Origin of the sequence: Shewanella sp. MF08487 (assembly GCF_050848685.1) — a bacterium.
GTDB classification, from domain to species: domain Bacteria; phylum Pseudomonadota; class Gammaproteobacteria; order Enterobacterales; family Shewanellaceae; genus Shewanella; species Shewanella glacialipiscicola.
Window position 1 is genome coordinate 83,475 of record NZ_JBOZPB010000015.1, and the last position, 24,597, is coordinate 108,071.

Consider the following 24,597-nt stretch of genomic DNA (forward strand, 5'->3'; position numbering starts at 1 on the left):
CTCTTAAGGTTATTTGGCGCAAGCTAAGGATCTTAATGTAGAATGGCCCGAGGTGCCACGCTTAAGTCAATAAATCTCCGATGAATACTCACATACAGATCATAAAAACCGTCAAAGGTCACATGGCACTTTGCCAAGATACGCCTAGCGATATCGTTCCGACTTGGTTCTCGGTGGATTTTTGGCGCGCGAAAAATGCGGTTGTCGGCTCATCTAAAGGCCGTTATACCACTTGGTTTGTGGCATTAGAGCACAATAATTGGGTGTTACGTCATTATTGGCGCGGCGGTTTAATGGCCAAATTCAGTAAAGATGCTTACGTTTATACCGGCCTTGAAAACACCCGTGCGATGGCTGAGCTACGTCTATTAGATATTTTGTATCGCGAAGATTTTGCCGTGCCTAAACCGATTGCAGCTAACATAGTGCGTACTGGATTATTTTACCGCGCCGATATCATTATCGAACGGGTCGAAGGCGCCGAAGATTTAGTTGCTAAACTCGGCAAAGGGGTCATGAGCACAGAGCAATGGCAGGCATTAGGGGCTTGCATCGCCCAATTCCACCAGCGTGGCGTGTACCACGCCGATCTCAATGCCAAAAATATTCTGTTCCAGCCCGCGCAAACGGCACCCATAACGCCAGAGCGGTTTTATCTTATCGATTTCGACCGCGGTGAGTTAAAAACACCGAGCCCGCAATGGCAGCAATCGAATCTAGACAGACTGTTACGCTCTTTCAATAAAGAACAAGGCAAACTGCCAAGTCTTGCCTTCACCGCCGATAACTGGTCATCACTGATGATGGGCTACCAAGCGGCGATGCAAAGCGCCTGATCCACTAAACGAATTATCCAGTTGAATTAAGCGGTTATTAAAGATTGCGCGAGAAGAAATTGTCGTTGTAAGGCACCACGATTTGCCTCAACCACTGCCAATCCCGCGTTTGCCGCCTGAAGGCGTAACTCAGGTTGAGCAAAATACTCAATCAAATTAGCCGCCAGTTCATCCGCCGAAGTGACAACCCTTAACCCACCAGCATCCGCCAACATCTGCGTAATTTGGGCAAAGTCCCAATGGTTCGGCCCCACCATAACAGGCACGCCCATAGCAACAGGCTCCAAGGGATTATGACCACCGTTAGTGATCAGCGTACCACCTACAAAAGCTTGATCCGCGGCGCCATAAAAGGTCAGAAGTTCACCCATGGTATCGCCTACCAGCACTTGAGTCGTGGCCGCCACAGGAAGATTACCGCTGCGGCGAACAGATTCAAAACCTTGGCTGGCAACAACCTCAGCAACAGCAGAAAACTGCTCAGGATGACGCGGTGCAATAATCAGCAAGGCATCGGGCCACTGAGCCAATAATTGCCTGTGGGTGGTGAGCATGGCGTCAAATTCTCCAGGATGCACACTGCCAGCGACCCAAATCGGCGAGGTTTCACGCCCCCAAGCTTGACGTAGCTGCTTGGCATTGGCTAAACGCTCGGGCGTAATACTGAGATCAAACTTCAAGCTACCGCATACTGTTACTCTGTCCTGCGATACACCTAACTCGATAAAACGCTGCGCTTCTACTTGAGTCTGCACCGCAATAACATCGAGTCGTTGCAACATAGGTCGACTGAGTTTAGGACGCTTAGCATATTGCGCCGCCGACTTGGCCGATAGACGTGCATTGGCCAACATCAAGCGCACACCTTGTTTTGCTGCAGTAGCGACTAAGTTAGGCCATAGCTCAGTCTCCATGATAATGCACCACGTAGGCGAGACTTGGCGCAAGAAACGCCCCACACACCAAGGTAAGTCAAAGGGTAAATAACAATGTTGCACTGAGTCACCAAAGGCTTTGCGCACTTCGGCAGACCCCGTTGGACTGGTTGTGGTAACCGTAATGCTTAGCTCAGGGTGTGATTGCATAATCAAACGGATCAAGGGAATTGCCGCAAGCGTTTCCCCCATAGACACAGAATGGATCAGTACATCCGTCGATTTAAGTCGGGTTAATCCAAAACGTTCCCCCCAGCGACCGCGGTAATCAGGGCTTTTAATAGCACGAAATGCTAAATAGACGATTAGCAAAGGGGATAATAAATATAAGATCGTGGAATAGAGAAAACGATTCATTAAAAACGTGCTTATGAGTTTTGCCTGATGAATAGCGGCAATGTTAGCATATGCACCAAATTAGGGATAATTTACCAGCAGTTCGGCGGTCGTTGGTTAGCTTTCTTTGATCAATTATGTGGCGTTCACTAGCAATTTGGATAACTTATGAAAACCCGCGACAAAATAATCTATGCCAGTCTTGAACTGTTCAACGAGCATGGCGAAAGAAACATCACCACCAATCACATTGCTGCTCACTTAAATATGAGTCCCGGGAATCTTTATTACCATTTTCGCAATAAAGAAGACATTATCCGCTGTATTTTCAGTCTATATGAGAATCATCTCGAATCGGGTTTCCAACCCTATGAAGATAAACAAGTAGATGTGGAATTATTAATCGGCTATTTCGATGCGATGTTCTATACCCTATGGCAATTCCGTTTTATGTACGCCAATCTTGCGGATATTCTTGCCCGCGACGAAGTGCTAAAAAAGCGCTATTTGCATGCCCAGCAGCAGGTATTAACGCGTTCGAGTCATGTGTTACATAAACTGAAACAAGATGGCTTTTTAAACTTAGATACCGATAAAATTACGCCACTTGCCGATACCATCAAGATGATTGTCAGCTTTTGGATTGGTTATCAACTCACGCAATCCAGCACGTCAACCATTACTAAAGCGACGCTTTATGAAGGTGTTTTAAGAGTACTAATGATTTTTAAAGCCTATGCCACGCCGACTTCCGTCGCGACGTTTACTCGCCTAGAGCAGCATTATCAAGACTTAGCCACCCCAGAACCGCACTAGAGTTACCCAAAAAATCTATATTAAAGCACTCGCATTCAACACAAAAACCAAAGCCATCATAGCGTTGAGTGCGAGCTGTTTTTCGTTATAAATACACAAAACTATCTGCACTCTTGTTATAGAAACTCATGTTAATCATTAGTTTTTATAATGTAACAATCACTTTATTCCTGAACACATTTATCTTACGAACCTGCATTAAAAAAAGGCTGTAGACCAATTAGCTTTAGAGTTAGAATGCCGTCACTCCCAAAATCAGAATAAAGTTAACTAAGGAGATATCAGGTGGCCTCTACCTCTTTCTACACACAGATTAATCAACAACTTGCAGATATAAAAGCTGAAGGTTTATATAAAAGCGAGCGTGTTATTGCCTCACCACAACAAACAGCTATTCAAGTTAATCAGCAAGAAGTTGTTAACTTTTGCGCGAATAATTATTTAGGCCTAGCCAATCACCCTGAGCTAATCAAAGCAGCCCAACAAGGCTTAGAAAGCCACGGCTTTGGCATGGCGTCGGTGCGCTTTATTTGCGGCACCCAAGACATACATAAAAAGCTAGAAGCTAGCCTAAGCGAATTTCTCGGCACCGAAGACACCATTCTTTACTCTTCATGTTTTGATGCGAACGCCGGTCTATTCGAAACCTTATTAGATGCAGAAGATGCCATTATTTCCGATGCGTTAAACCATGCTTCTATCATCGACGGCGTACGTTTATGTAAAGCGAAGCGTTTTCGCTATGCCAACAACGACATGGCCGATTTAGAAGTCCAGTTAATTGCCGCTAAAGCCGCTGGCGCCCGTAACATCTTGATCGCCACTGACGGCGTATTCTCGATGGACGGCGTGATTGCTAATCTTAAAGGCGTATGTGATTTAGCCGATAAATACGGCGCACTGGTGATGGTAGATGACTCTCACGCTGTGGGCTTTATCGGCGCGAACGGTCGTGGCACCCACGAATATTGCAATGTGATGGACAGAGTCGACATCATCACTGGCACCTTAGGCAAAGCCTTAGGCGGCGCATCGGGCGGTTTCACTTCGGGTAAAAAAGAAGTCATCGATTGGTTACGCCAGCGTTCACGCCCTTATCTATTCTCTAACTCATTAGCGCCGTCAATCGTAACTGCGTCTATCCATGTGTTAGAAATGCTCAAATCAGGCCAAGCCCTGCGCGAAACCGTATGGGAAAACAGCCGTTATTTCCGCGAACAAATGTCAGCAGCAGGCTTTACTTTGGGCGGCGCCGACCACGCGATTATCCCTGTGATGATTGGCGATGCAAAACTGGCAGGCGACTTTGCTAACCGCTTATTAACAGAACATATTTATGTTATTGGCTTCTCGTTCCCAGTAGTTCCTAAGGGACAAGCCCGTATCCGTACGCAAATGTCAGCGGCACATACCCGTGAGCAACTCGACAAAGCGATCGCCGCCTTTACCCGTATTGCCAAAGAAATGGGCATAATTTAACCCCCTATTTAGGACTTGAGACAATGAAAGCACTAAGCAAGTTAAAAGCCGAAAAAGGTATTTGGTTAGTCGATGCGCCTAAGCCAGTGATGGGCCACAACGATCTGCTGATCAAAATTAAAAAAACCGCGATTTGTGGCACCGACATGCACATCTACAACTGGGACGAATGGTCACAAAAAACCATCCCAGTCCCTATGGTTGTTGGTCATGAATATGTAGGCGAAGTGGTTGATATAGGTCAAGAAGTTCGTGGTTTTAAGATAGGCGACCGCGTGTCTGGCGAAGGTCATATTACCTGTGGCCACTGCCGTAACTGCCGCGCAGGCCGCACCCATTTATGCCGTAACACCTCTGGCGTGGGTGTCAATCGTGAAGGTTCATTTGCAGAATACTTAGTTATCCCCGCCTTTAACGCCTTTAAAATCCCTGATGATATCAGCGATGATTTAGCCTCAATCTTTGACCCGTTTGGTAACGCTGTGCACACAGCATTATCCTTCGATTTAGTCGGTGAAGACGTGTTGATCACCGGCGCAGGTCCCATCGGCATCATGGCGGCTGCAGTATGTCGTCACGTAGGTGCGCGCCATGTGGTGATCACCGACGTCAACGAATACCGCTTAGAGCTGGCCCGTAAAATGGGCGCCACGCGCGCGGTGAACGTATCAAAAGAAAACCTAAAAGACGTGATGAAAGAATTGGGCATGACCGAAGGTTTCGACGTTGGATTAGAAATGTCTGGCGTACCATCAGCCTTCCACGCCATGTTAGATACCATGAATCATGGCGGTAAAGTCGCTATGCTAGGTATTCCAAGTGGTGAAATGGCCATAGACTGGAGCAAGGTGATCTTCAAAGGTTTAGTCATTAAAGGCATCTACGGCCGTGAAATGTTCGAAACTTGGTACAAGATGGCCAGTCTTATCCAATCAGGCTTAGATATTTCACCTATCATCACTCACCACTTCAAGATTGATGATTTCCAACAAGGTTTCGACGCTATGGGCTCGGGCCAATCGGGTAAAGTGATCCTCAGCTGGGATTAATCCTGCAGAGCATTACTTATACCCAAACGACCTGAAGATGCAGGATTCGTATCTTCAGATAGCTTGGGTATAGATGGGGCTGTACACTCGCAGCCCCTTGTTGCACACTTATCCCATCTTGATTTCCATCTCTTAGCTTTGTCAGGTTTTATTATGTCTTCCTTTAAACACTTAAGCGTTAATCAATTGCTGCAAATGACCGAAGCACAGCCAGTGCAAATCGTCGATATCCGCGATGGCAATAGCTTCACCAACGGCCATATTGCAGGTGCAACTAACCTGAATAACGAAAACCTAGCGCAATTTATTAGCCAAGCCGATATGGATAGCCCACTGGTGGTGGTTTGTTACCACGGCATGAGCAGCCAAAATGCGGCGCAGTATTTATGCGAACAAGGTTTTGATGACGTTTACAGTTTAGATGGCGGCTACAGTGCTTGGCATGAGGCAAATGCATGATAGAAATTGGCCGACTCCCCAACAGCAGAGCCGCGCAGGCATTTGTCGATTACCTCAAAGGGGAAGACATTGACTGCCAAATTGAGCCGCTGGTTCAGGGTGTCGCCATTCTCGTCATTCATGACAAAAATGTGGAGCAAGCACGCAAAGAGTTTGCCCACTTTATTGCTCACCCTTACGACAATAAATATCTGCAAGCCTCATGGGAACACGGCGATACCCAAACCAAACTCGATTATGGTGCCCCTTCGCTGCAGTTGTTTACCCAATTTATTACTGGCGCAGGCCCAGTCACGCTGATCGTATTTGCGGCTTGCGTACTCATTTTTGCGGCGATGAACTTAGGGTTCGCCAACCAAACCTACGCAGCACTGTCCTATTTTGGCGCGGTACCAAATTCAGAGTTCAGCCAGTTCTGGCGCGTTTTCACTCCGAGCCTGCTGCATTTTTCAGCCATGCACATCATCTTTAACTTGCTCTGGTGGTGGTATTTAGGTGGCAAAATCGAAACCCGTATTGGTACTGCACCATTGCTAATCCTGCTGTTTGTCGCAGGAACACTGCCAAACGTCATTCAATATTATGTCGGTGGACCCAACTTTGGCGGGCTATCCGGCGTTGTGTATGCCGTAGTGGGTTACACTTGGGTCATGGGAATACGTAAACCCGCAGCTGGAATAGACTTTCCACCATCATATATGGCCTTTATGATGATTTGGCTGGCATTGGGATTCACGGATATTCTAGGGGTTGCCGTTGCGAACGGTGCCCACATTGGTGGCTTACTCATAGGGTTAGCCCAAGGTTTATTTGATAGCCGCAAATCCTCGAGCTCAATCTAATAACTCAATCTAATATAGTGAACCAAGATAAATCCTGAAATTTATCTTGGTTCACTGACTCGCTTCACTCCTCTACAAACCGCTCAAACTAACTCTGATCAGTCATGTCTAGTAGCTTAACGACTAACTTCTCGATGCCTGAATGCGCTTCAGCAATATTACCAGCCAACATATAAGCGGGAGTGCTGACAATCCGATTAGCTTCATCCACGACTATCTCATGTACTGTTGCAACTTGATGCTCACCGCCCATCAAATTAAACGCTGCGACAGTATCGCTATCATTACCGATAGTGCCTTTTACACCGTGGGGATATAAACGCGGGATCATCATAGGAGCAATACAGATAAAACCAACGGGCTTTTTCGTCGCAATAAACTCACCAATAAAATCAGCCACCAGTGGATTCACTTCGCACTCACTGCCGTTCGTTGCAAAGTTACACAAATTTTTTGCCGCGCCGAAACCACCAGGAATAATCAAGGCATCAAATTCGGCGATATCTAATTCAATAGTCGATTTAACTTCGCCACGGGCAATACGCGCCGACTCCACCAACACATTACGACTTGTAGCAGCATCAACCTCACCCGTTAAATGATCAACCACATGCAGCTGTTTGATATCAGGTGCAAAACATTGGTAGTGAGCTCCCGCCCGAGACAAACATAAAAGTGTTAAAACTGATTCATGGACCTCTGTGCCATCAAAAACACCGCATCCACTGAGTAACACTGCGACTTTTTTCATTAAAAATATCCTTCTTATGTGATTAAGTTTTAACAAAATACAAACATACTAGTTGATCTGATTAGAAATCGTGCTAACTTAATTCGTCGAATCTGACGGGTGCCGAAAATTAAGCCAATTCTTAGATGTATTTTACGGAGTCAATAAAAAATCCACAAATTAGGAATATTTTTCAAGAAACAGTATTCAACTCACAAAATTCTTTTATAAACATAAAAAACAACAACTTAAAAATATCGCATTAAGCCGTAATCATCGCCATTATTCTCAGTTGACTTTTTCACTCACAGACTTATCCACAGGCTGGGAGTCATTTTGCCATGGCTGAAATAGTGCTTCTGTGGCATGCTTAGCGCCATCTAAGTCATCGATAAACGAAAAATACCTATGCCAACCGTCGCTAAAAACCCACTTGTGCTTGTGGATGGATCTTCTTATTTGTATCGCGCTTATTATGCGCCTCCTCACCTGACAAACTCAAAGGGCGAAGCAACCGGTGCCGTTTATGGCGTAGTGAATATGTTACGCAGCTTACTGACTCGCTATCAACCAAGCCATATCGCTGTCGTGTTCGATGCCAAGGGCAAAACTTTCCGAAATGACATGTACAGCGAATACAAAGCACAGCGCCCACCTATGCCTGATGATCTACGTTCGCAAATCGAACCTTTACACCGCATTATTCGTGCACTGGGTTTACCACTGATTTCGATTTCCGGCGTCGAAGCCGATGACGTGATCGGCACTATTGCTCGCCAAGCCAGTTTAGAAAACCGTGCAGTGCTTATCAGCACTGGCGATAAAGACATGGCGCAGTTAGTCGATGAGAACGTCACGCTCATCAACACCATGACAGACACCATAATGGGCCCAGAAGAAGTCGCGATTAAATTTGGTGTTGGTCCAGACCGTATCATAGATTTGCTCGCGCTGATGGGCGACAAGGCCGATAACATTCCCGGCTTACCCGGCGTTGGTGAGAAAACAGCGCTCGCTATGCTCACAGGAGCCGGCAGCGTGAGTAATTTATTAGCGGAACCCGAAAAAGTCGCCGAGCTCGGCTTTAGGGGTTCTAAAACCATGGCGGCGAAGATCATTGAAAATGCCGATATGCTCAAGCTTTCTTACGAACTCGCCACCATTAAAACCGATGTCGAACTTGAGCAAGACTGGCACGAACTCACCATCAAGCCTGCGGACAAAGATGAACTGATCAAATGCTACGGCGAGATGGAGTTTAAGCGTTGGTTAGCCGAAGTCTTAGATAACAAAATCACTGCAAATACCCCAATTGATGCGGCATTCGAGACACAAGAAGACTCGACTCCAGTCGAAGCTATTGCAACACGGTACGACTGCATTCTCACGGAAGCCGAATTAGACGCTTGGATTGCTAAGCTTAAAGAAGCCGACTTGATGGCGGTAGATACAGAGACCACCAGCTTAGATTACATGGTGGCGGAATTAGTCGGGATCTCCTTCGCCGTTGAGGCAGGAAAAGCGGCTTATCTGCCTTTGACCCATGATTATGTTGGCGCGCCGACTCAAATCAATAAAACCGTCGCGCTTGAAAAACTGCGTCCACTGCTTGAGGATCCAAAACTTAAGAAAGTCGGTCAAAATCTTAAGTACGACATCAGTATCTTAGCCAATGCGGGTATCAAACTGCAGGGCGTCGCTTTCGATACTATGCTCGAATCCTATGTCTTCAACTCAGTAGCTTCGCGCCATGATATGGATGGCTTAGCGCTCAAGTACTTAGGCCATAAGAATATCAGCTTTGAAGAAATCGCCGGTAAAGGTGCAAAACAGCTGACCTTCAACCAAATTCCACTGGAAACGGCTGCGCCTTATGCGGCCGAAGATGCCGACATCACCCTGCGTTTACACCAACATTTGTGGCCAAGACTCGAAAAAGAAGCGGAACTGGCCGCTATGTTTACCGAAGTCGAATTGCCGCTGATCCAAGTATTGTCGGATATTGAACGCCAAGGGGTATTAATCGATAGCATGTTACTCGGCCAACAAAGCGACGAGCTAGCGCGTAAAATCGATACCTTAGAAGAGAAAGCCTACGACATTGCCGGTGAGAAATTTAACCTTGGCTCGCCTAAGCAACTGCAAGTATTGTTTTTTGAAAAGCTAGGTTATCCGATCACCAAAAAGACTCCCAAGGGCGCACCATCAACCGCAGAAGAAGTGTTGGTCGAATTGGCGTTAGATTTCCCTCTGCCAAAGGTGATCCTCGAACATCGCAGCCTATCTAAATTAAAGAGCACTTACACAGATAAACTGCCACTAATGGTCAACGCTAAAACGGGTCGTGTGCACACTAGCTATCATCAGGCCAATGCGGCAACAGGACGCTTATCATCGAGCGAGCCTAACCTGCAGAATATTCCTATCCGCACCGAAGAAGGTCGCCGTATTCGCCAAGCCTTTATCGCACCTGATGGTCGTAAAATTTTGGCTGCCGACTACTCGCAAATCGAACTACGGATCATGGCGCATTTATCCCAAGATGCCGGCTTACTCAAAGCCTTCGCCGAGGGCAAAGACATTCACAGAGCTACGGCTGCCGAAGTGTTTGGCACTGACTTTGATGAAGTAACCACAGAACAGCGTCGCCGCGCCAAAGCGGTTAACTTCGGCTTAATTTACGGCATGTCAGCCTTTGGTTTAGCGCGCCAGCTCGATATCCCGCGCCATGAAGCACAAACCTATATCGACACCTACTTTGCCCGTTATCCTGGCGTATTACGTTATATGGAAGAAACGCGCGCGGGTGCAGCCGACCTAGGTTACGTATCGACTCTATTTGGTCGTCGTCTCTATTTACCTGAAATCCGTGATCGTAATGCGATGCGCCGCCAAGGCGCTGAACGTGCTGCGATTAACGCGCCCATGCAAGGCACGGCTGCCGACATCATCAAAAAGGCCATGATCAATATCGCCCAGTGGATCAAGACAGAAACCCAAGGCGAAATCACTATGATCATGCAGGTTCACGATGAATTGGTGTTTGAAGTCGATGCGGATAAAGCAGAAGCGCTTAAAAAGACCATCTGCACCTTGATGGCACAAGCCGCCGATCTCGATGTTGAACTGCTTGCCGAAGCAGGCATTGGTAATAACTGGGATGAAGCCCACTAACCTTAGTGACATCAAAACCAGCACTATCAATAAGATTTAAAGTAAATAAAGCTAACCTGAATTCAATATTTTGAGCTCAGGTTAGCTCTCTCCAGTCTTAATCATCTCTAAGCACATCAGCACTGAGTCCCTTTTATCACTGTGCGCAAATTATCCTTCCACAATACAAATCAGATCATTAAGTTAGGCAAAACTGCATCGACAGCAACATGCATAGCTCACAGCCAAACAATCTTTACCTGATACATTTAGCAGTAGAGTTCATCGATACACTGCCGTAGTAGATGGAGACTCAAGGGTGTGATTACACGAATCGAAACTGCGTTAAAGCCAACCATATATGCTCAAAAGTGTCATAACGGTTGTTCTCTCACGCGTACACTAAAACATTAAGCCAGATTTAGAGTAAAAACATTAAATCTCAAATATTGATCTCTTTTGTATATAAATTTCGGATTATCCCGCTAAATCAGCCGATTAAGCATTTTAAATGAAATTTTAAGATCAATTTAAGATGATTTTTCACTCATAACCTGAGATCCAGTGCACATAATTACCTCTTTTTTGAAAAAACTGTTTTCCATTTAAAGATAAATGGAGTAATATTCTCTGCGTAGGGTACAGAGGTTAAGATGTTCTATCTTTCAGACCTTTATTTCACTTATAGTGATGAGCCAAATTCTGGCGCCTCAGCAACTTGTTTGCTGAGGCTTTTTTTTGCTCTTTTTTCAGACTTTAGGTAAATTTTAGAGTATTTACTTTAATAAAAAGTAAATTAGCTGTATGCTAGTTTCATTGAGAACCATTGAAGCTAATTTGGTGGTGCTTGAGTCTTGTTGAATTTAGCTTCTCCCCAAAAGAGCTAATATTTTTGGCCGATGACAATGTCGTCGGCTATTTTTTTGCCTGAAATTGACGAAAAGTTAGTAGGGATAAAAGTTTAACAAGAAGGAAATATAAGAAAAAATTGCAGGAAAAATAGAAGGGCGGCATACACAGTCAAACTCGACCATGTATGCCAAAAAAGGCAATATTATTCGGCGTTGTTCGCCGCATCTAACTCATCAGTCAACCATTGCGGATGACACCATTCATTTAGAATCGCTAACACTTTAGGCTTTCCAGTCCCCTTGAGTGATGAAAAAGGTTCAACTTGTACCCAGTCACCAAACTCACTCAACGCCAGACGCACTTCATTTACGGTTTTCATCTTAGCGCTTTGAGCTAATTTGTCTGATTTCGTTAGCAAAGCCAACACTGGGATTTCACTCGCCACCGCCCACTCGATCATCTGCATATCCAGATCTTTCAGTGGATGACGTATATCCATTAGAACCACTACACCGCTTAAACAAGCACGCTTTTGCAAATATTCACCCAATGCTTGCTGCCATTTATTTTTTAACGCAAGTGGGACTTGTGCAAAACCATAACCCGGTAAGTCAACTAAACGGCGCTGAGCATCTAACTCAAATACGTTGATTAATTGAGTTCGCCCAGGCGTCTTACTCGTTCTAGCTAAACTTTTTTGCTCAGTTAATGCATTGAGTGCACTAGACTTTCCAGCATTAGAACGGCCAGCAAATGCAATCTCAACACCAACATCGCCGGGCAGATATTGATCCAAATGTGCAATGTCAGGTGCACTGATTAAAAACTTTGCCCTACGAAAATCTATACGAGATTCAGTCACTATTTACTCCGGAATTTTTCTACGCAATACCATAATTTATGAAGAATTACTTACTTTCCCACGTTTTCGTGTAAAATATTACTCCGATCACATTAATCATATTTTACCACGCTTGCGGGTCACCCTAGTAAGCTCAGGATAATAATCTTAACCAGAAGTTGGAACGCCATGAAAAAGCTAGCTCTTGCGCTGTCTGTTGTAATTGCCGCCATATCTTCACCTGCGATTGCTGAAGGTAATGCTGAAGCGGGAAAAACGAAAATCATTGTCTGTTCAGCCTGCCATGGTATGGACGGTAACAGTATGATCGATATGTACCCTAAACTTGCGGGCCAACACGCCACTTACCTCCAAAAGCAACTACATGATTTCCGTAGTGCCGCACAAACGGGCGGTAAAGATGGTCGTATGGATCCTATCATGAGTGGCATGGCAATGCCCCTAAGCGATCAGGATATTCTCGACATTAGCGCATATTTTTCTAGCCAAGCGATCCAAGTAGCTGAAGCGAAAGATGTTCCTGAGCTCGGCGCTAAACTTTACAAAGGTGGCGATGTTTCCCGTGGCATTACTGCTTGTATGGCATGTCATGGTCCTGATGGTAAAGGCGCCGAACTTGCTGGCTTCCCAACATTGGCAGGCCAACATGCCAGTTATATCAAGATCCAACTAACTAAATTCCGCGAAGTCGGTCGTCACAACGACCTGAACGGTATGATGCAAGATGTCGCTAAAAAATTAAACGATAGTGATATTGATGCTCTATCTAAATACCTTTCAACCTTGAAGTAATTTAGATGAGCTAAAAAAGGGTGCACTGTCACCCTTTTTTTACACCATCAAGTTGACGTGGACGTAAACTGCAAATATTGGTGCTTGACATAGATCACAGATTTCTATTTAATAAGCCCCGTACCGAGATAAACCCATCTGTTTGTACAATAAGATTAAAAATAACTCACAGTTTTCGGTATATTAACATTTAAGATATAAGAATAAAGACACTTAATAACAATAATATACTTAAGGCCACTCTAAAATAATAACAATAGAGTCGTGATTTCTATTTAGAATCCAGGCCAGCACAATTTTGTAAGGAATGGCCGATAACGCCAATTTGCCTCTAGCAAAACACCTTACACTCAGGGTAACTTGCCCCATCAGGACACAGTTTACATGATGTAAACTGTAGCAAAGGAAGCGATAAGCTTAGGATGCACTGGCTGGATGCTTGTTATCACTGGAAGATACTTAAGTAACATGGATGGTTAACTAAACGTCAATGATGACGAAGCTATAAAAGATGTGTCGCGAGACTATCTACGGAAACTGTGGTCAGGATGGCAACAGAAAAAAATAAAGTGTCTGGAAGACCATTAACAATAAGATGCAGGGAAAGCAGTAAAAAAAAGAAGGATACCGACCGGGAAAGTCGCATAGCAAGTATGGATACTTGGAATCAGGATAAGGTGCAAAGCACCCTTTGTAAGGCGGCAGTTTAACTGCCGCCTTTTTTTATTAGATGAAATACATCTACCTTGCCTAAAATGTGCACTCAACTAATATAATTGGTACAATCAAAGCCTTAATCACCACTTCAGCAGATTCAATGCACAGATGCCCTCTTTGTCATAACAGTCAGACACAACTCCTTTATCAAGATAAAAAGCGGAGTTTTTATGTTTGCAAGACATGTGAGTTAACCTTTGCTGATCCTAACAGCCATTTACCCCCAGCGGCTGAGAAGCAAAGATATGGCCGTTCACGCATTGCATCAAAGCAAAAACAGTTATCGCAATTTATTTTGCTACTATTAGCACAGTTAGAACAGCAAAAGGCTGGCAGCTTATTGGGCTTGAATTTTGGACGCACTCTCGATAATGAAAGCCTAGCAACCATAGAAAATACGGGCCATAAATTAAATCAATATGATCCCTTTTTTGCCCCTAATCATGATGTGTTAAAGCAAGAATATGATTTTATCTGTTGTTATCGTGTTTTTGAGCATTTTCAGTACCCAATAAAAGAGTGGGCATTACTCTCTCGTCTACTGCATTGCGGCGGTTGGTTAGCGATAAGCACCCCCTTACTGACTGAATTAGATGGTTTTGGCAAGTGGCATTATAAGAATAACCTCACCCATGTGAGCTTTTACCAACGACAAACCTTCGAGTACCTAGCAAACAATAGCGATTTTGAGCTATTATTTGCCGCAAAGGATCTCGTTTTGATGCAAAAAACATCATAATCTGGTATAACACTCGGCCTAATTTCGCACCTTGTAGACAAGCTCAACCTTAGTCTGCGGGGCCATACGTTGTAAACAATTGAGAAGACCATGTCTCGTAGCAAGAAAACACGCAAGGGCGGCGAGAACAGCCCTAAGTTACAGCCAAGAGTGAAAAAGCAAGATCGCGCTGTGGCAACTGGCAAACGCAAAGAGAAGGAATCAGGTAATAAATCTGGTAGTCGTCATAATGAAGATTTAATTTTAGCGCAAGCGTCGCAACAGCAGTCTGCGAAGAAAAAAGATCCTCGTCATGGCAGCAAAAAACCTGTGGCATTAGCGATCCCTGCAGCGGTAGTAGTCGCTCAGCCTAAAGTAAAACAAGTTAAGTTGACTGACGAGCAAACACTACTGAAATTGGAAGAAGATCCAAGACTCAATCAGCTACTAGATATGTTAGAAGAAGGTCGCGACCTTAACAATGTAGACCAAAAATGGTTAGATCAACAGCTGAATAAGATTGAAGCTCTGATGGTTAAACTAGGCATTAGCGACGATATGGATGATGACGCACCTCCATCACCAGCGAAATCCTTGTCTGACGATGAGTTGTTCGATAAGTTTGAATCCGGTGCTAACTTGCTCAAAGATTATCAAGACAAGTTCTAACCTAAGTGTTAAGCCATAGGGATCGTGGTATTTATACTGTGATCCCTATGCCGTTCATATAAGGAGTCTTTGTGTCAACAGCTATCATTATTCTCGGTTTTATTATCATAGTTGCACTCAGTAGCTACGCCACCCTCTTAATCCTGAAACTTAAGCAGCAAAAAAAACGTCAACAGGCCGAACAAGCCAAGCGCGAAGTCACTGCAAATGCGAAACGCGCCCAAATTTTAGATGATATCCGCTATATCGCCACCGCTATGATTGAAGACCGTTGTGAAATATCAGAAGGCGTGGTTAGAATTGGGCGACTATTTGAAATCCTGTCATTGAGTGAGCGAGTGGCCCCTGATTATCCTTCATTATTCCAACACTTTGAGCTTATTAAAAACCATCCCATAATGGACGCTCGCCAAGCTCTGCCAAAGCAGGAAAGGATGAAGTTAGACTTAATCAGAATGAAGTCTGAAGCGGCATTAGAGCAAGGCATTAGTCATGATGCGAAAAAGCTGTCGGATTACCAAGCCAAAACAATGCATTAAAACCGCTAATTGTTCCACCTCAAAACCATTTAACTATGGTTTTGGGGTCATATTGATAAAACCCGCCCCAACCTTATGCTACTTTTCCCCGTGAACCTGCGCACATAATCACCCAAGACCCACTGACAAACGTCGTTGTTTGATAGATATTGCGTCACTTCTAAAAAAACAGACATCATTTTTACAACATAGATCAAGGTTATTTACCAAAGAACCTTGCATACTTCGCCTGTTGCTAATTTACCCCTCGGAGGACACATCTTGAAGCAGCCCACTCAGATTAGCTGGGATCAATCGATGATCGAAAAATATAACTACAGCGGTCCCCGTTATACGTCTTACCCGACAGCATTAGAGTTCGATGATGCATTTACCGAACAAAACCTGCTGACGGCCATTGAAAATAGCAAAAGCGATAAACTGTCGCTGTATATTCATATCCCGTTCTGCGCCAAGCTTTGTTATTACTGCGGCTGTAATAAAGTCATCACCCGCCACCAACACAAAGCCGATCAGTACATTGAATATTTAAGCCAAGAAATTATCAAACGTGCGCCCCTGTTTAAACATTACAGTGTGACCCAAATGCATTGGGGCGGCGGTACACCTACGTTCTTAAATCCTGAGCAGATTCTTAAACTTACGTCATTGATTAAAGCTAACTTTAACTTTGCGGAAGAAGGCGAGTACTCAATTGAAGTCGATCCTCGCGAGATAGAACTGTCAATGCTCGACACGTTAAAAGAAGCGGGCTTCAACCGGATCTCCATCGGCGTACAAGATTTCAATAAAGAAGTGCAAATTGCCGTTAATCGCGAACAAGATGAGCAATTTATCTTCGACTTGATGGCCAAAGCGAAAGCCATGGGTTTTGTGTCAACCAACATAGATTTAATCTATGGTTTGCCACACCAAACGCCAGAAACCTTTGCCGTCACTATGCAGCGCGTTTTAGATTTATCACCTGACCGTCTGTCGGTATTTAACTATGCTCACTTACCTGCGCGCTTTGCTGCACAACGTAAGATCAAAGATGAGCATTTACCTTCGCCAAAACAAAAACTCGAAATGCTGCACCAAACTATCGAGACCTTAACTGGCGCAGGCTACCAATATATCGGTATGGACCACTTTGCTAAACCCGATGACGAGTTAGCAAAGTTACAGCGCGAAGGCAGACTGCACCGCAACTTCCAAGGTTATACCACCCAAGAAGAATGCGATTTGTTAGGTCTTGGCGTGTCATCCATCAGCCAGATTGGCGACTGCTATGCGCAAAACCAAAAAGATATCCGCCCTTACTATGAAGCCATAGATAAGGAAGGCCATGCTTTGTGGAAAGGTTGTAGCCTGAACCGTGACGATGAAATCCGCCGCGTAGTGATTAAACAGCTGATTTGCCACTTCGAACTGGATATGGCGAAAATTGATGAAAAATTGGGGATTAACTTCGAAACCTATTTCGCGGAAGATCTTAAGTTAATGCAGACATTTATCGATGACAAGTTAGTTGAAATCGTCGACAGACAGATCACTATTAGCCCAACTGGCCGTTTATTGATCCGCAATATCTGTATGTGTTTCGACCTTTACTATCGTCAAAAAGCGCGTCAGCAACAATTCTCACGCGTGATTTAAAGCGCTTATCGCTGCACTCGTAAACGCTCATAAAAAAATCCGACTCTAGAGTCGGATTTTTTATTTATAGCTATTTTTATTAATGACTCAGAGCTTATACCTTAGCGGCATACAGCGCTTTACGCTCACTGTCGGATAAAAACGCCATTTCAACGCCGTTGCGTTGCACCTGCGCTAACTCGGCATCGGTTAATTTAAGTTCAGCTTTAGCAATACGATACTCATGATTAATGTCGATAGCGCTCACACCGGGATCATCGGTATTTAAGTTGATCAATACGCCTGCATCCATAAAGGTTCTGAAAGGATGCTCAGCGTAAGAAGCCACAGTAGAAGTATGCAAGTTACTGGTTGGGCAAGATTCGATGCCAATACGGTGCTTAGCGAGATATTCCATCAACTTAGGATCGTGAATCGCGTTCACCCCGTGGCCAATTCGCGTCGCGCCAAGTTCTTGAATCGCTTGCCACATACTTTGTGAACCCGCGGCTTCACCGGCGTGAGCCGTAATCGCCAGTTCAGCATCACGAACACGTTTAAAGTGATCGTTAAATAACTCGCCAGGGAAACCCATTTCATCTCCAGCTAAGTCCATAGCCACGAGATGTTGTTTATGGGCGAGTAAGCCTTCAAGTTCTTGAGTACAAGCGGCTTGACCGAATGAACGTGACAAAATACCAATCAAATTGATCTTCACGTTATAGTCTTTTAAGCCCGCTTTAACGCCGTCGACTACCGCTTCAACTACGCCTTCAATCGGTAACTTATGGTTCATCGCCATATAGTAAGGACTAAAACGTAACTCGGCGTAATCTAAGCCAGACAACGCCGCATCGGCAACGTTTTCATAGGCAACGCGTTTAACCGCATCCAAGTCAGCGAGTACGCCAACCATCCAATCGAGCTTCTTTAAGAAGGCGACTAAGCTAGTTTCTTTCCCCTGAATTTGCACAAACGGTGCGAGAGTCTCTAAAGAATCGGCAGGTAGCGCAATGCCGTGTTGGTGTCCTAGTTCCCAAATGGTGTTTACTCGCACATTACCGTCTAGGTGACGATGCAGATCCACCAATGGAATGGATGTATCAATCATATTTAACCCCTCTTTGAACTACCCAGCCAATGCTTTTGTTATTTGGTCGCGGGCGGACACTAAGTTTAACACGCATTTTCAGGGGCATTTATGCGCCAAACGCATTTAAATTCACATTCAGTCACAATTCTGCTTAATATCCATACAAGGAACTGCCGTATTCATCAGGCATAATGACTTCAATAACAACGAAAATATCAGAGATCGACTATGCATAAACTCTTAACCCCCAGTTTATTGATATGCGCATTAAGCGCCTGCAGTGCCACTCAAGCCACAAAAAATAGCCAAACCGCAGCGCCACAGGCAATATCAGCAACACAATCGCAAGTTGAGCCCATAGCTCCCGCGCTGCAGGCGATTATCGACCAAAGCTGGCAATTACAGCTCAGCGCGAGTCCTGAAATGGCTTACAGCATGGGCGATGCCAGTGCCGCAGGAAAGTTATCGGATCTCTCGCCAACTGCACTCGCTAAGCTCAATCAAGGCCAAATCGCAGTATTAGCGCAGCTCAAAGCATTCGACCGCAGCAGTTTGAGTAAAGAAGATAAGATTAACGCTCAAATACTGGAAGATCAGATCCAAAACGATGTCGACCTGTATCGCTTTAAAGATTATTACTTGCCCATTACCGCAGAAAGCGGCTTCCACGCTTATATCACCTCAATCGCACAGGGAAGATTCAACACCCTTGAGGATTACCGCAACTATATTGCCAAACTCAATGCACTCCCGACCTATTTCGCCCAGCAAACTCACTGGCTAAAAAAAGGACTCGCCGAGGGAATAACGCCGCCTAAAGTGACACTCAATGGCTTTGAAGACAGTATCAGTGCTTATATCGTCCCTGTGGAAAAGAGCGGTTATTTCAAACCTTTTACGCAATACCCCAGCTATTTCACTGAGGCACAAAAAACTCAGCTGACCCAAGAAGGTCGCGCTTTAGTCGAGCAAAAAGTCCTGCCGCTATATCAAAACTTCTATGATTTTATGACTAAAGAGTACATTCCCAATGCACGGGAAAATATCGCGGCCAGCAGCTTACCTAACGGTGCTGAGTTTTATGAGAATCGGGTGCGATACTATACGACCTTGAATATGACGTCGGCAGAAGTGCATGAGCTGGGCTTAAAAGAAGTTAAGCGTATCCGCCAAGAGATGGAGCAAATCATCAAGTCCGTTGGCTTTAAAGGCAGCTTTGCCGACTTCTTACATTTCCTGCGGACCGATCCCCAGTTCTACACCACAAGTGCCGATCAGTTACTCAAAGAAGCGGCATTTATTGCCAAAAAAGCCGATGCCATGCTGCCTAAGTACTTCGGCAAACTTCCTCGTAAACCCTATGGCATAGCACCAGTGCCCGCCGAAATTGCGCCGAAATACACCACAGGCCGATATTCAGGATCGAACAGTGATGACGAACCCGGTTACTACTGGGTCAACACTTATGCATTGGACAAGCGCCCACTCTACGAGTTAGAAGCTTTAACTTTGCACGAAGCCGTACCCGGTCATCATCTGCAAATTTCACTCAACTCTGAGCTAACGTCACTCCCTGACTTCCGTCGTTATGGCTATATCTCTGCCTTCGGTGAAGGCTGGGGTCTGTATTGCGAATACTTAGGTTTGGAGGCTGGCTTCTACCAAGATCCCTACAGTAACTTTGGCCGCTTAACCTATGAAATGTGGCGGGCGGCGCGTTTAGTCGTAGACACAGGCATGCATGCCCAAGGGTGGAGCCGTCAACAAGCCATCGATTTTATGGCCAGCAATACCGCGCTATCACTGCACAATGTCACGACCGAAATTGACCGTTATATTTCGTGGCCAGGACAAGCTTTGTCCTACAAGATTGGCGAGTTAACGATCAAGCGGTTACGCGCTAAAGCAGAACAGGAACTCGGCGACAAGTTTGATATTCGCGCCTTCCACGACGCTGTGCTTGAAAATGGCTCAGTACCTATGTCGATCCTCGAACAGCAAATCAATGATTTTATTGAAGCTAAAAAGGCGACACGCTAAGTTAATCACAACCATGGGAGTCGGTATTTTCAGACTCCCATGGTTGTCTGTTACACTCTAGCAAACCATTCAAGCCAAATGATTTGCGACTGAGTATGAGCCAAGCCAAAGCGACATTTTCGACTGAACACGATTTAAATACCTCAGAGCAGCAAGCCTTCTGGCAAAGCATTGTTCAAGACACACTGATCACCGCCGATGGTATCAAGCTGGCTTACATGATGGCAGAGCAGCCACAAGCGCATACCGCAATCGTTCTCAGCAGTGGCCGAGTTGAATCCTATTTAAAGTACCAAGAATTGGTCTTCGACTTATACCAACAGGGTTACTCAGTTTATGCCATCGATCACCGTGGCCAAGGATTGTCGGATCGTATGACAATCAATCCACACATGGGTCATGTGCGAAGATTCAATGATTATATTGATGATTTTGCACTGTTTATGCAGAAGAAAGTGTTACCGCAAAACGACAAACAACTCATGCTACTTGGCCATTCAATGGGTGGCGCGATTGGCACTTTGTATCTCAAACAACATCCCGATATTTTTACCGCCGCGGTATTTTCAGCGCCCATGTATGGCATCAAATTACCTATGCCAAAAGCATTCGTGCGCTGGTTAGCCAGTAAACTCGATACCACACTCAATGGCGGTGAACCTAACTATGTGCTTGGAGGACAAAACTATAAACCGGTTCCCTTCAAAGGAAATGAGCTAACCCATTGCCAAAGTAGATACCAAGCCTATCGAGACTTGTATGACGCGGCCCCTAAGTTACAACTCGGTTCCCCAACTAACCGTTGGTTGACAGAGTCTTTAGACGCGGCAGACACCTGCGTACTGGCAACGGCGCAAATTCGCACGCCGATCCTGATACTACAAGCGAGTGAAGATAAGATTGTTGATAATGCGGCCCAAAATCTTGCGGTGAGCACTCATTGCCAATTGAAGGTGATCGCAGGGGCTGCCCATGAGATTTTTATGGAAAAAGACGCCTATCGGAACCAAGCCTTAAATTATGCGCTCGACTTCTTTAAACGCTTCGCAATAAAGGACGAGGACAAACAAGCTGGATAAAGTCCGCTTGGTTTAGCGCTCGGCTGAATAAATAGCCCTGATAACCATCACAGCCAAATTCAACAAAGGCTTGATAGTGTTGGGGTGATTCAACGCCTTTAGCCACCACGTGCAAATTAAACTGCTGCGCAGAGACAATTAACGCCTTCACTCTTTGTGGCATTGCGGCTAATGAATCAATACAACTCATATCCAATTTAACCGCAACTAATGGCTGGTTGGCTAAACAACTTAAAGCACTCGAGCCAGAACCGAAATGATCGAGGACGATGCCTATCCCTGCATCAACTAACTTAGACACGCGCTCAGCCACAAACTGTGGTTGCATTAACAATGCGGCCTCATTGAGTTCAATACCCAGTTGATGAGCCGTAATGCCATGCTCTTTAACTAACGCAACCAATGCATCAACAAAATCTGCCTGACCAAATGAGAATGCACTGATATTAAGAGTTAAAGTCGGCAAACTCCGGCCTTGGGCATGGGATGTCTGAATAAACTGACACACACGATTAGCGACCCAAAAATCGAGTTCAGCAATCATTCCTCCCTGTTCGGCTAACGCTACAAACTCTGCAGGCGGGATAAACTCGCCATCGGCACGATACCAACGCGTAAGCACTTCAGCCGAGACCAATTCACTGTGCGCATTCATCACAGGTTGGAACATTAACGTCATGCTATCTTGCTGTAATGCTATCTGTAATTCCTGCTGTAACTGTTCATCACGGCTCTGACGTAAATCCATCTCAGCATGATAGAAAGCGCATCCCGCTTGCCCAGGTTGCTTAGCACTCAAGGCTGCTAACTCGGCGCGGCGCATGACTAAAGCTGGATCTAAGGTCTCTATGCTGTCGAGCAAACAAATCCCCACATTCGCGCTGAGCTCAAAGTGATGATGACCGTAATGGAATGGTCGAGCAATCACTTGCCTTAACTCACTCGCAAGCGCTAAAGCACGACGCGCAGCCACTGAAGCATCTATCGCTAAGTCTTTAGCCAGCAAAACAAAATCACCGGACTCCAATCGGCCAACGGTAATATTCTCAGTGAAATAACTCGATAGACGTGCAGCCACTTGCGTGAGTAAACGCTCTAATTCGTGGGAGTTTAAAGTTGCGACCAAGCCTAACCTATCCACCTCAACAAGCAGCAATGATCCCCATTGACCTGAACTATTACCTTGGGTTAAAAATTGCGATAGTCGCGCCATAAAGACATCGGGTAACATCTTGCGACCCGTAACAGATTGATCCACAAGTTCATTAATCGCAGCATGGTTCTTGGCACTTTCTGACACATCCATATGAATGCCGATCATCCGAGTAGGACGTCCTTGAGGGTCCCAATCAACCAGCATGCCGCGATCCAGCACCCACACATAATGCCCCTCTCTATGTCGCAGGCGATGGACACTTTCAAATTCCTTACTTTTACCGCTAACGTACTCCTGCAACGCATCAAGTACGATATCCCTATCATCGGGATGTAACCGCGTTTCCCAAGTCTGGAATACGCCCGCTAATTCATCCGGCGCATAACCGATCATCTCTTTCCAGCGATCAGAAAGAAAAACCTCACCCGTGCTGATATCCCAATCCCAAATACCGTTCCGCGAGCCTTCCACCGCAAACAGCCAGCGCAGTTCGCTGTCATTCAACTGTTTCACAGCACGACTCAAACGTTCATGTACCTGCTGCAAACTGGCTTGCAATGATAAGACTTCTGATGAGCTCCAAGGGATCGATGTCGAAAAGGAAGAAGTCCCTACCTGTTTAGCGGCCTCGCTTAATATTTGGAATGGACGGATCAACAGGAAATAGAGAATGAAGGTAAAACCAATCAGTAATAATCCACCCAGCCCCCAAACCCGCATAAAACGTTGTTGTAACTTAGCGGAAGCTTCGGCAACTAAAGGCGCTAAATCGGCTTCAAGATAAATCAAATCAACCGCACCACCATACTGAGGCACGACGGGATAATATGCTTGAATAGTTAAGCGTTCGAGATTAACGAGAATTTGTGGCAGGAAAGCCTGAACCACAGCACGATGACGAGTAGCATCATAACCATCAATGACTTGCATGGCATTGCTATCGCGCCAAACAGTATGGTTTGCAAAACGAATACGGCTATCAGCATCAACTAAGATATAAACCATAGTGCCCATATCCAGCGCAGCTAAGGAAACCTCCTGCTCGATCCGCTCCACATCCTGTAAAGCCTGCGCCGATTGAACCACATTCTGCATCCGGAACAACTGCTGCTTTATCAGTGTCGATTGTCGCTGCGCCAATTCAGCACGCACTTGATCGCTTTCAAACAGGTACTCGCCTATGACCAACACTAAATATAGTGTCAGCATACACAGAGGGAGCAGTACCGCGAGCGAAAGCTTACGAAGCATAGGCAACAGACAGCCTTTAACAAAAATGTGAATAGTTTTTGTATGCTAACGGGAAACTAACCACTAAGCAAAAGGACTTATCAAACTAAGCGAGATCTTGATGTAAATAATGAACTTAGAGTATAAAAGTCTGAAATATAGGAAGGAAAAAACGTAAAGAACTAGCGAAATGACCAGAGCTAAAACGAATAGAACAATGTTCTGTATTAACGCTGATTTAACAAATTGCAGACGCAAAAAAGCCAGCTTATTCAGCTGGCTTCGTTACATCTCATCGAGATAATTAGGCGCTTGGCGATGACCTACTCTCACATGGGGAGACCCCACACTACCATCGGCGCGTTTGCGTTTCACTTCTGAGTTCGGGATGGGATCAGGTGGTTCCACAAGGCTATTGTCACCAAGCAAATTCTGTTTATTACCGTGTCTCTCTGAGACCACGTTAATAATAATTCGGAAAGCTGATTTGCTTTGTTTGAGTCTTCAACTTTATCAAGTGTCGATATTCGTCTAAGGCTTAGCAAAACCCATCTGGGTTGTATGGTTAAGCCTCTCGAGTCATTAGTACATGTTAGCT

At 45.1% G+C, this 24,597-nt stretch carries 19 protein-coding genes and 1 rRNA gene; 14 read left to right on the top strand and 6 right to left on the bottom strand.

Annotated features, from left to right (window positions below):
• The first annotated feature begins 80 nt into the window (after positions 1 to 80).
• Entirely contained in the window at positions 81 to 836 is a 756-nt protein-coding gene (locus ACRN9H_RS11865) for a 3-deoxy-D-manno-octulosonic acid kinase (protein WP_432313907.1), read from the top strand.
• A 26-nt stretch (positions 837 to 862) separates the two neighbouring features.
• Here ACRN9H_RS11865 and waaA read toward each other — a convergent pair whose 3' ends face one another.
• Positions 863 to 2,128 (bottom strand): lipid IV(A) 3-deoxy-D-manno-octulosonic acid transferase, encoded by a 1,266-nt coding sequence (gene waaA, locus ACRN9H_RS11870; RefSeq protein WP_432313909.1) that lies wholly within the window; start codon positions 2,126 to 2,128, stop codon positions 863 to 865.
• A 147-nt stretch (positions 2,129 to 2,275) separates the two neighbouring features.
• Here waaA and ACRN9H_RS11875 point away from each other — a divergent pair, with 147 nt between their 5' ends.
• The 5 genes from ACRN9H_RS11875 (at position 2,276) to glpG (ending at position 6,752) form a co-directional block, all read left to right on the top strand.
• Positions 2,276 to 2,923, top strand: a complete 648-nt coding sequence (locus tag ACRN9H_RS11875) for a TetR/AcrR family transcriptional regulator (RefSeq protein ID WP_432306389.1) — start codon at positions 2,276 to 2,278, stop codon at positions 2,921 to 2,923.
• Between the two features lie 285 nt (positions 2,924 to 3,208).
• Positions 3,209 to 4,402, top strand: a complete 1,194-nt coding sequence (locus ACRN9H_RS11880; protein WP_432313911.1) for a glycine C-acetyltransferase — start codon at positions 3,209 to 3,211, stop codon at positions 4,400 to 4,402.
• 23 nt (positions 4,403 to 4,425) lie between these two features.
• Complete coding sequence (gene tdh, locus ACRN9H_RS11885) at positions 4,426 to 5,451, top strand: L-threonine 3-dehydrogenase (protein ID WP_012090660.1); 1,026 nt, start codon at positions 4,426 to 4,428, stop codon at positions 5,449 to 5,451.
• 153 nt (positions 5,452 to 5,604) lie between these two features.
• Positions 5,605 to 5,910 (top strand): thiosulfate sulfurtransferase GlpE, encoded by a 306-nt coding sequence (glpE, locus tag ACRN9H_RS11890; RefSeq protein WP_006084745.1) that lies wholly within the window; start codon positions 5,605 to 5,607, stop codon positions 5,908 to 5,910.
• A complete protein-coding gene (gene glpG / locus ACRN9H_RS11895) occupies positions 5,907 to 6,752 on the top strand; it encodes a rhomboid family intramembrane serine protease GlpG (RefSeq protein ID WP_432313912.1) in 846 nt (281 codons plus the stop codon). The genes glpE and glpG overlap by 4 nt, the downstream gene beginning before the upstream one ends.
• Positions 6,753 to 6,840: 88 nt before the next feature.
• Here the strand turns inward: glpG and elbB are convergent, their stop codons facing one another.
• Positions 6,841 to 7,503, bottom strand: a complete 663-nt coding sequence (elbB, locus tag ACRN9H_RS11900) for an isoprenoid biosynthesis glyoxalase ElbB (protein WP_432313913.1) — start codon at positions 7,501 to 7,503, stop codon at positions 6,841 to 6,843.
• Between the two features lie 387 nt (positions 7,504 to 7,890).
• On the opposite strand from elbB, the gene polA reads away from it, so the two are divergent.
• Positions 7,891 to 10,656: a DNA polymerase I gene (gene polA, locus ACRN9H_RS11905; RefSeq protein ID WP_432313915.1), complete on the top strand. Its 2,766-nt coding sequence runs from the start codon at positions 7,891 to 7,893 to the stop codon at positions 10,654 to 10,656.
• 1,033 nt (positions 10,657 to 11,689) lie between these two features.
• Here polA and yihA read toward each other — a convergent pair.
• Positions 11,690 to 12,349 carry a ribosome biogenesis GTP-binding protein YihA/YsxC gene (gene yihA / locus ACRN9H_RS11910; RefSeq protein ID WP_006079362.1) on the bottom strand — a complete coding sequence of 220 codons (660 nt, stop codon included), beginning with the start codon at positions 12,347 to 12,349 and terminating at the stop codon, positions 11,690 to 11,692.
• Positions 12,350 to 12,517: 168 nt separating this feature from the next.
• Here yihA and ACRN9H_RS11915 point away from each other — a divergent pair, with 168 nt between their 5' ends.
• The 5 genes from ACRN9H_RS11915 to hemN all read left to right on the top strand — a co-directional run bounded on the left by ACRN9H_RS11915 (position 12,518) and on the right by hemN (position 17,422).
• Positions 12,518 to 13,141 (top strand): c-type cytochrome, encoded by a 624-nt coding sequence (locus ACRN9H_RS11915; protein WP_432313917.1) that lies wholly within the window; start codon positions 12,518 to 12,520, stop codon positions 13,139 to 13,141.
• 817 nt (positions 13,142 to 13,958) lie between these two features.
• Entirely contained in the window at positions 13,959 to 14,597 is a 639-nt protein-coding gene (locus tag ACRN9H_RS11920; RefSeq protein WP_432313918.1) for a class I SAM-dependent methyltransferase, read from the top strand.
• A 90-nt stretch (positions 14,598 to 14,687) separates the two neighbouring features.
• Positions 14,688 to 15,245 (top strand): Der GTPase-activating protein YihI, encoded by a 558-nt coding sequence (yihI, locus tag ACRN9H_RS11925; RefSeq protein WP_432313920.1) that lies wholly within the window; start codon positions 14,688 to 14,690, stop codon positions 15,243 to 15,245.
• Positions 15,246 to 15,316: 71 nt separating this feature from the next.
• A complete protein-coding gene (locus ACRN9H_RS11930) occupies positions 15,317 to 15,784 on the top strand; it encodes a DUF2489 domain-containing protein (RefSeq protein ID WP_432313922.1) in 468 nt (155 codons plus the stop codon).
• 261 nt (positions 15,785 to 16,045) lie between these two features.
• Positions 16,046 to 17,422, top strand: a complete 1,377-nt coding sequence (gene hemN, locus ACRN9H_RS11935; RefSeq protein ID WP_432313924.1) for an oxygen-independent coproporphyrinogen III oxidase — start codon at positions 16,046 to 16,048, stop codon at positions 17,420 to 17,422.
• A gap of 94 nt (positions 17,423 to 17,516) precedes the next feature.
• On the opposite strand, the gene add is transcribed toward hemN, so the two are convergent.
• Positions 17,517 to 18,512 carry an adenosine deaminase gene (gene add / locus ACRN9H_RS11940; RefSeq protein ID WP_115335884.1) on the bottom strand — a complete coding sequence of 332 codons (996 nt, stop codon included), beginning with the start codon at positions 18,510 to 18,512 and terminating at the stop codon, positions 17,517 to 17,519.
• A gap of 210 nt (positions 18,513 to 18,722) precedes the next feature.
• On the opposite strand from add, the gene ACRN9H_RS11945 reads away from it, so the two are divergent.
• Positions 18,723 to 20,534, top strand: a complete 1,812-nt coding sequence (locus ACRN9H_RS11945) for a DUF885 domain-containing protein (RefSeq protein WP_432313926.1) — start codon at positions 18,723 to 18,725, stop codon at positions 20,532 to 20,534.
• A gap of 95 nt (positions 20,535 to 20,629) precedes the next feature.
• The gene (locus ACRN9H_RS11950; protein ID WP_432313928.1) at positions 20,630 to 21,613 is read left to right on the top strand and encodes an alpha/beta fold hydrolase; all 984 of its coding nucleotides are present in this window, start codon (positions 20,630 to 20,632) and stop codon (positions 21,611 to 21,613) included.
• Here the strand turns inward: ACRN9H_RS11950 and ACRN9H_RS11955 are convergent.
• A complete protein-coding gene (locus tag ACRN9H_RS11955; RefSeq protein ID WP_259562764.1) occupies positions 21,570 to 24,020 on the bottom strand; it encodes a GGDEF domain-containing phosphodiesterase in 2,451 nt (816 codons plus the stop codon). The genes ACRN9H_RS11950 and ACRN9H_RS11955 overlap by 44 nt on opposite strands.
• Positions 24,021 to 24,309: 289 nt before the next feature.
• Positions 24,310 to 24,425: ribosomal RNA gene (gene rrf / locus ACRN9H_RS11960) — 5S ribosomal RNA — on the bottom strand.
• Between the last annotated feature and the right edge of the window lie 172 nt (positions 24,426 to 24,597).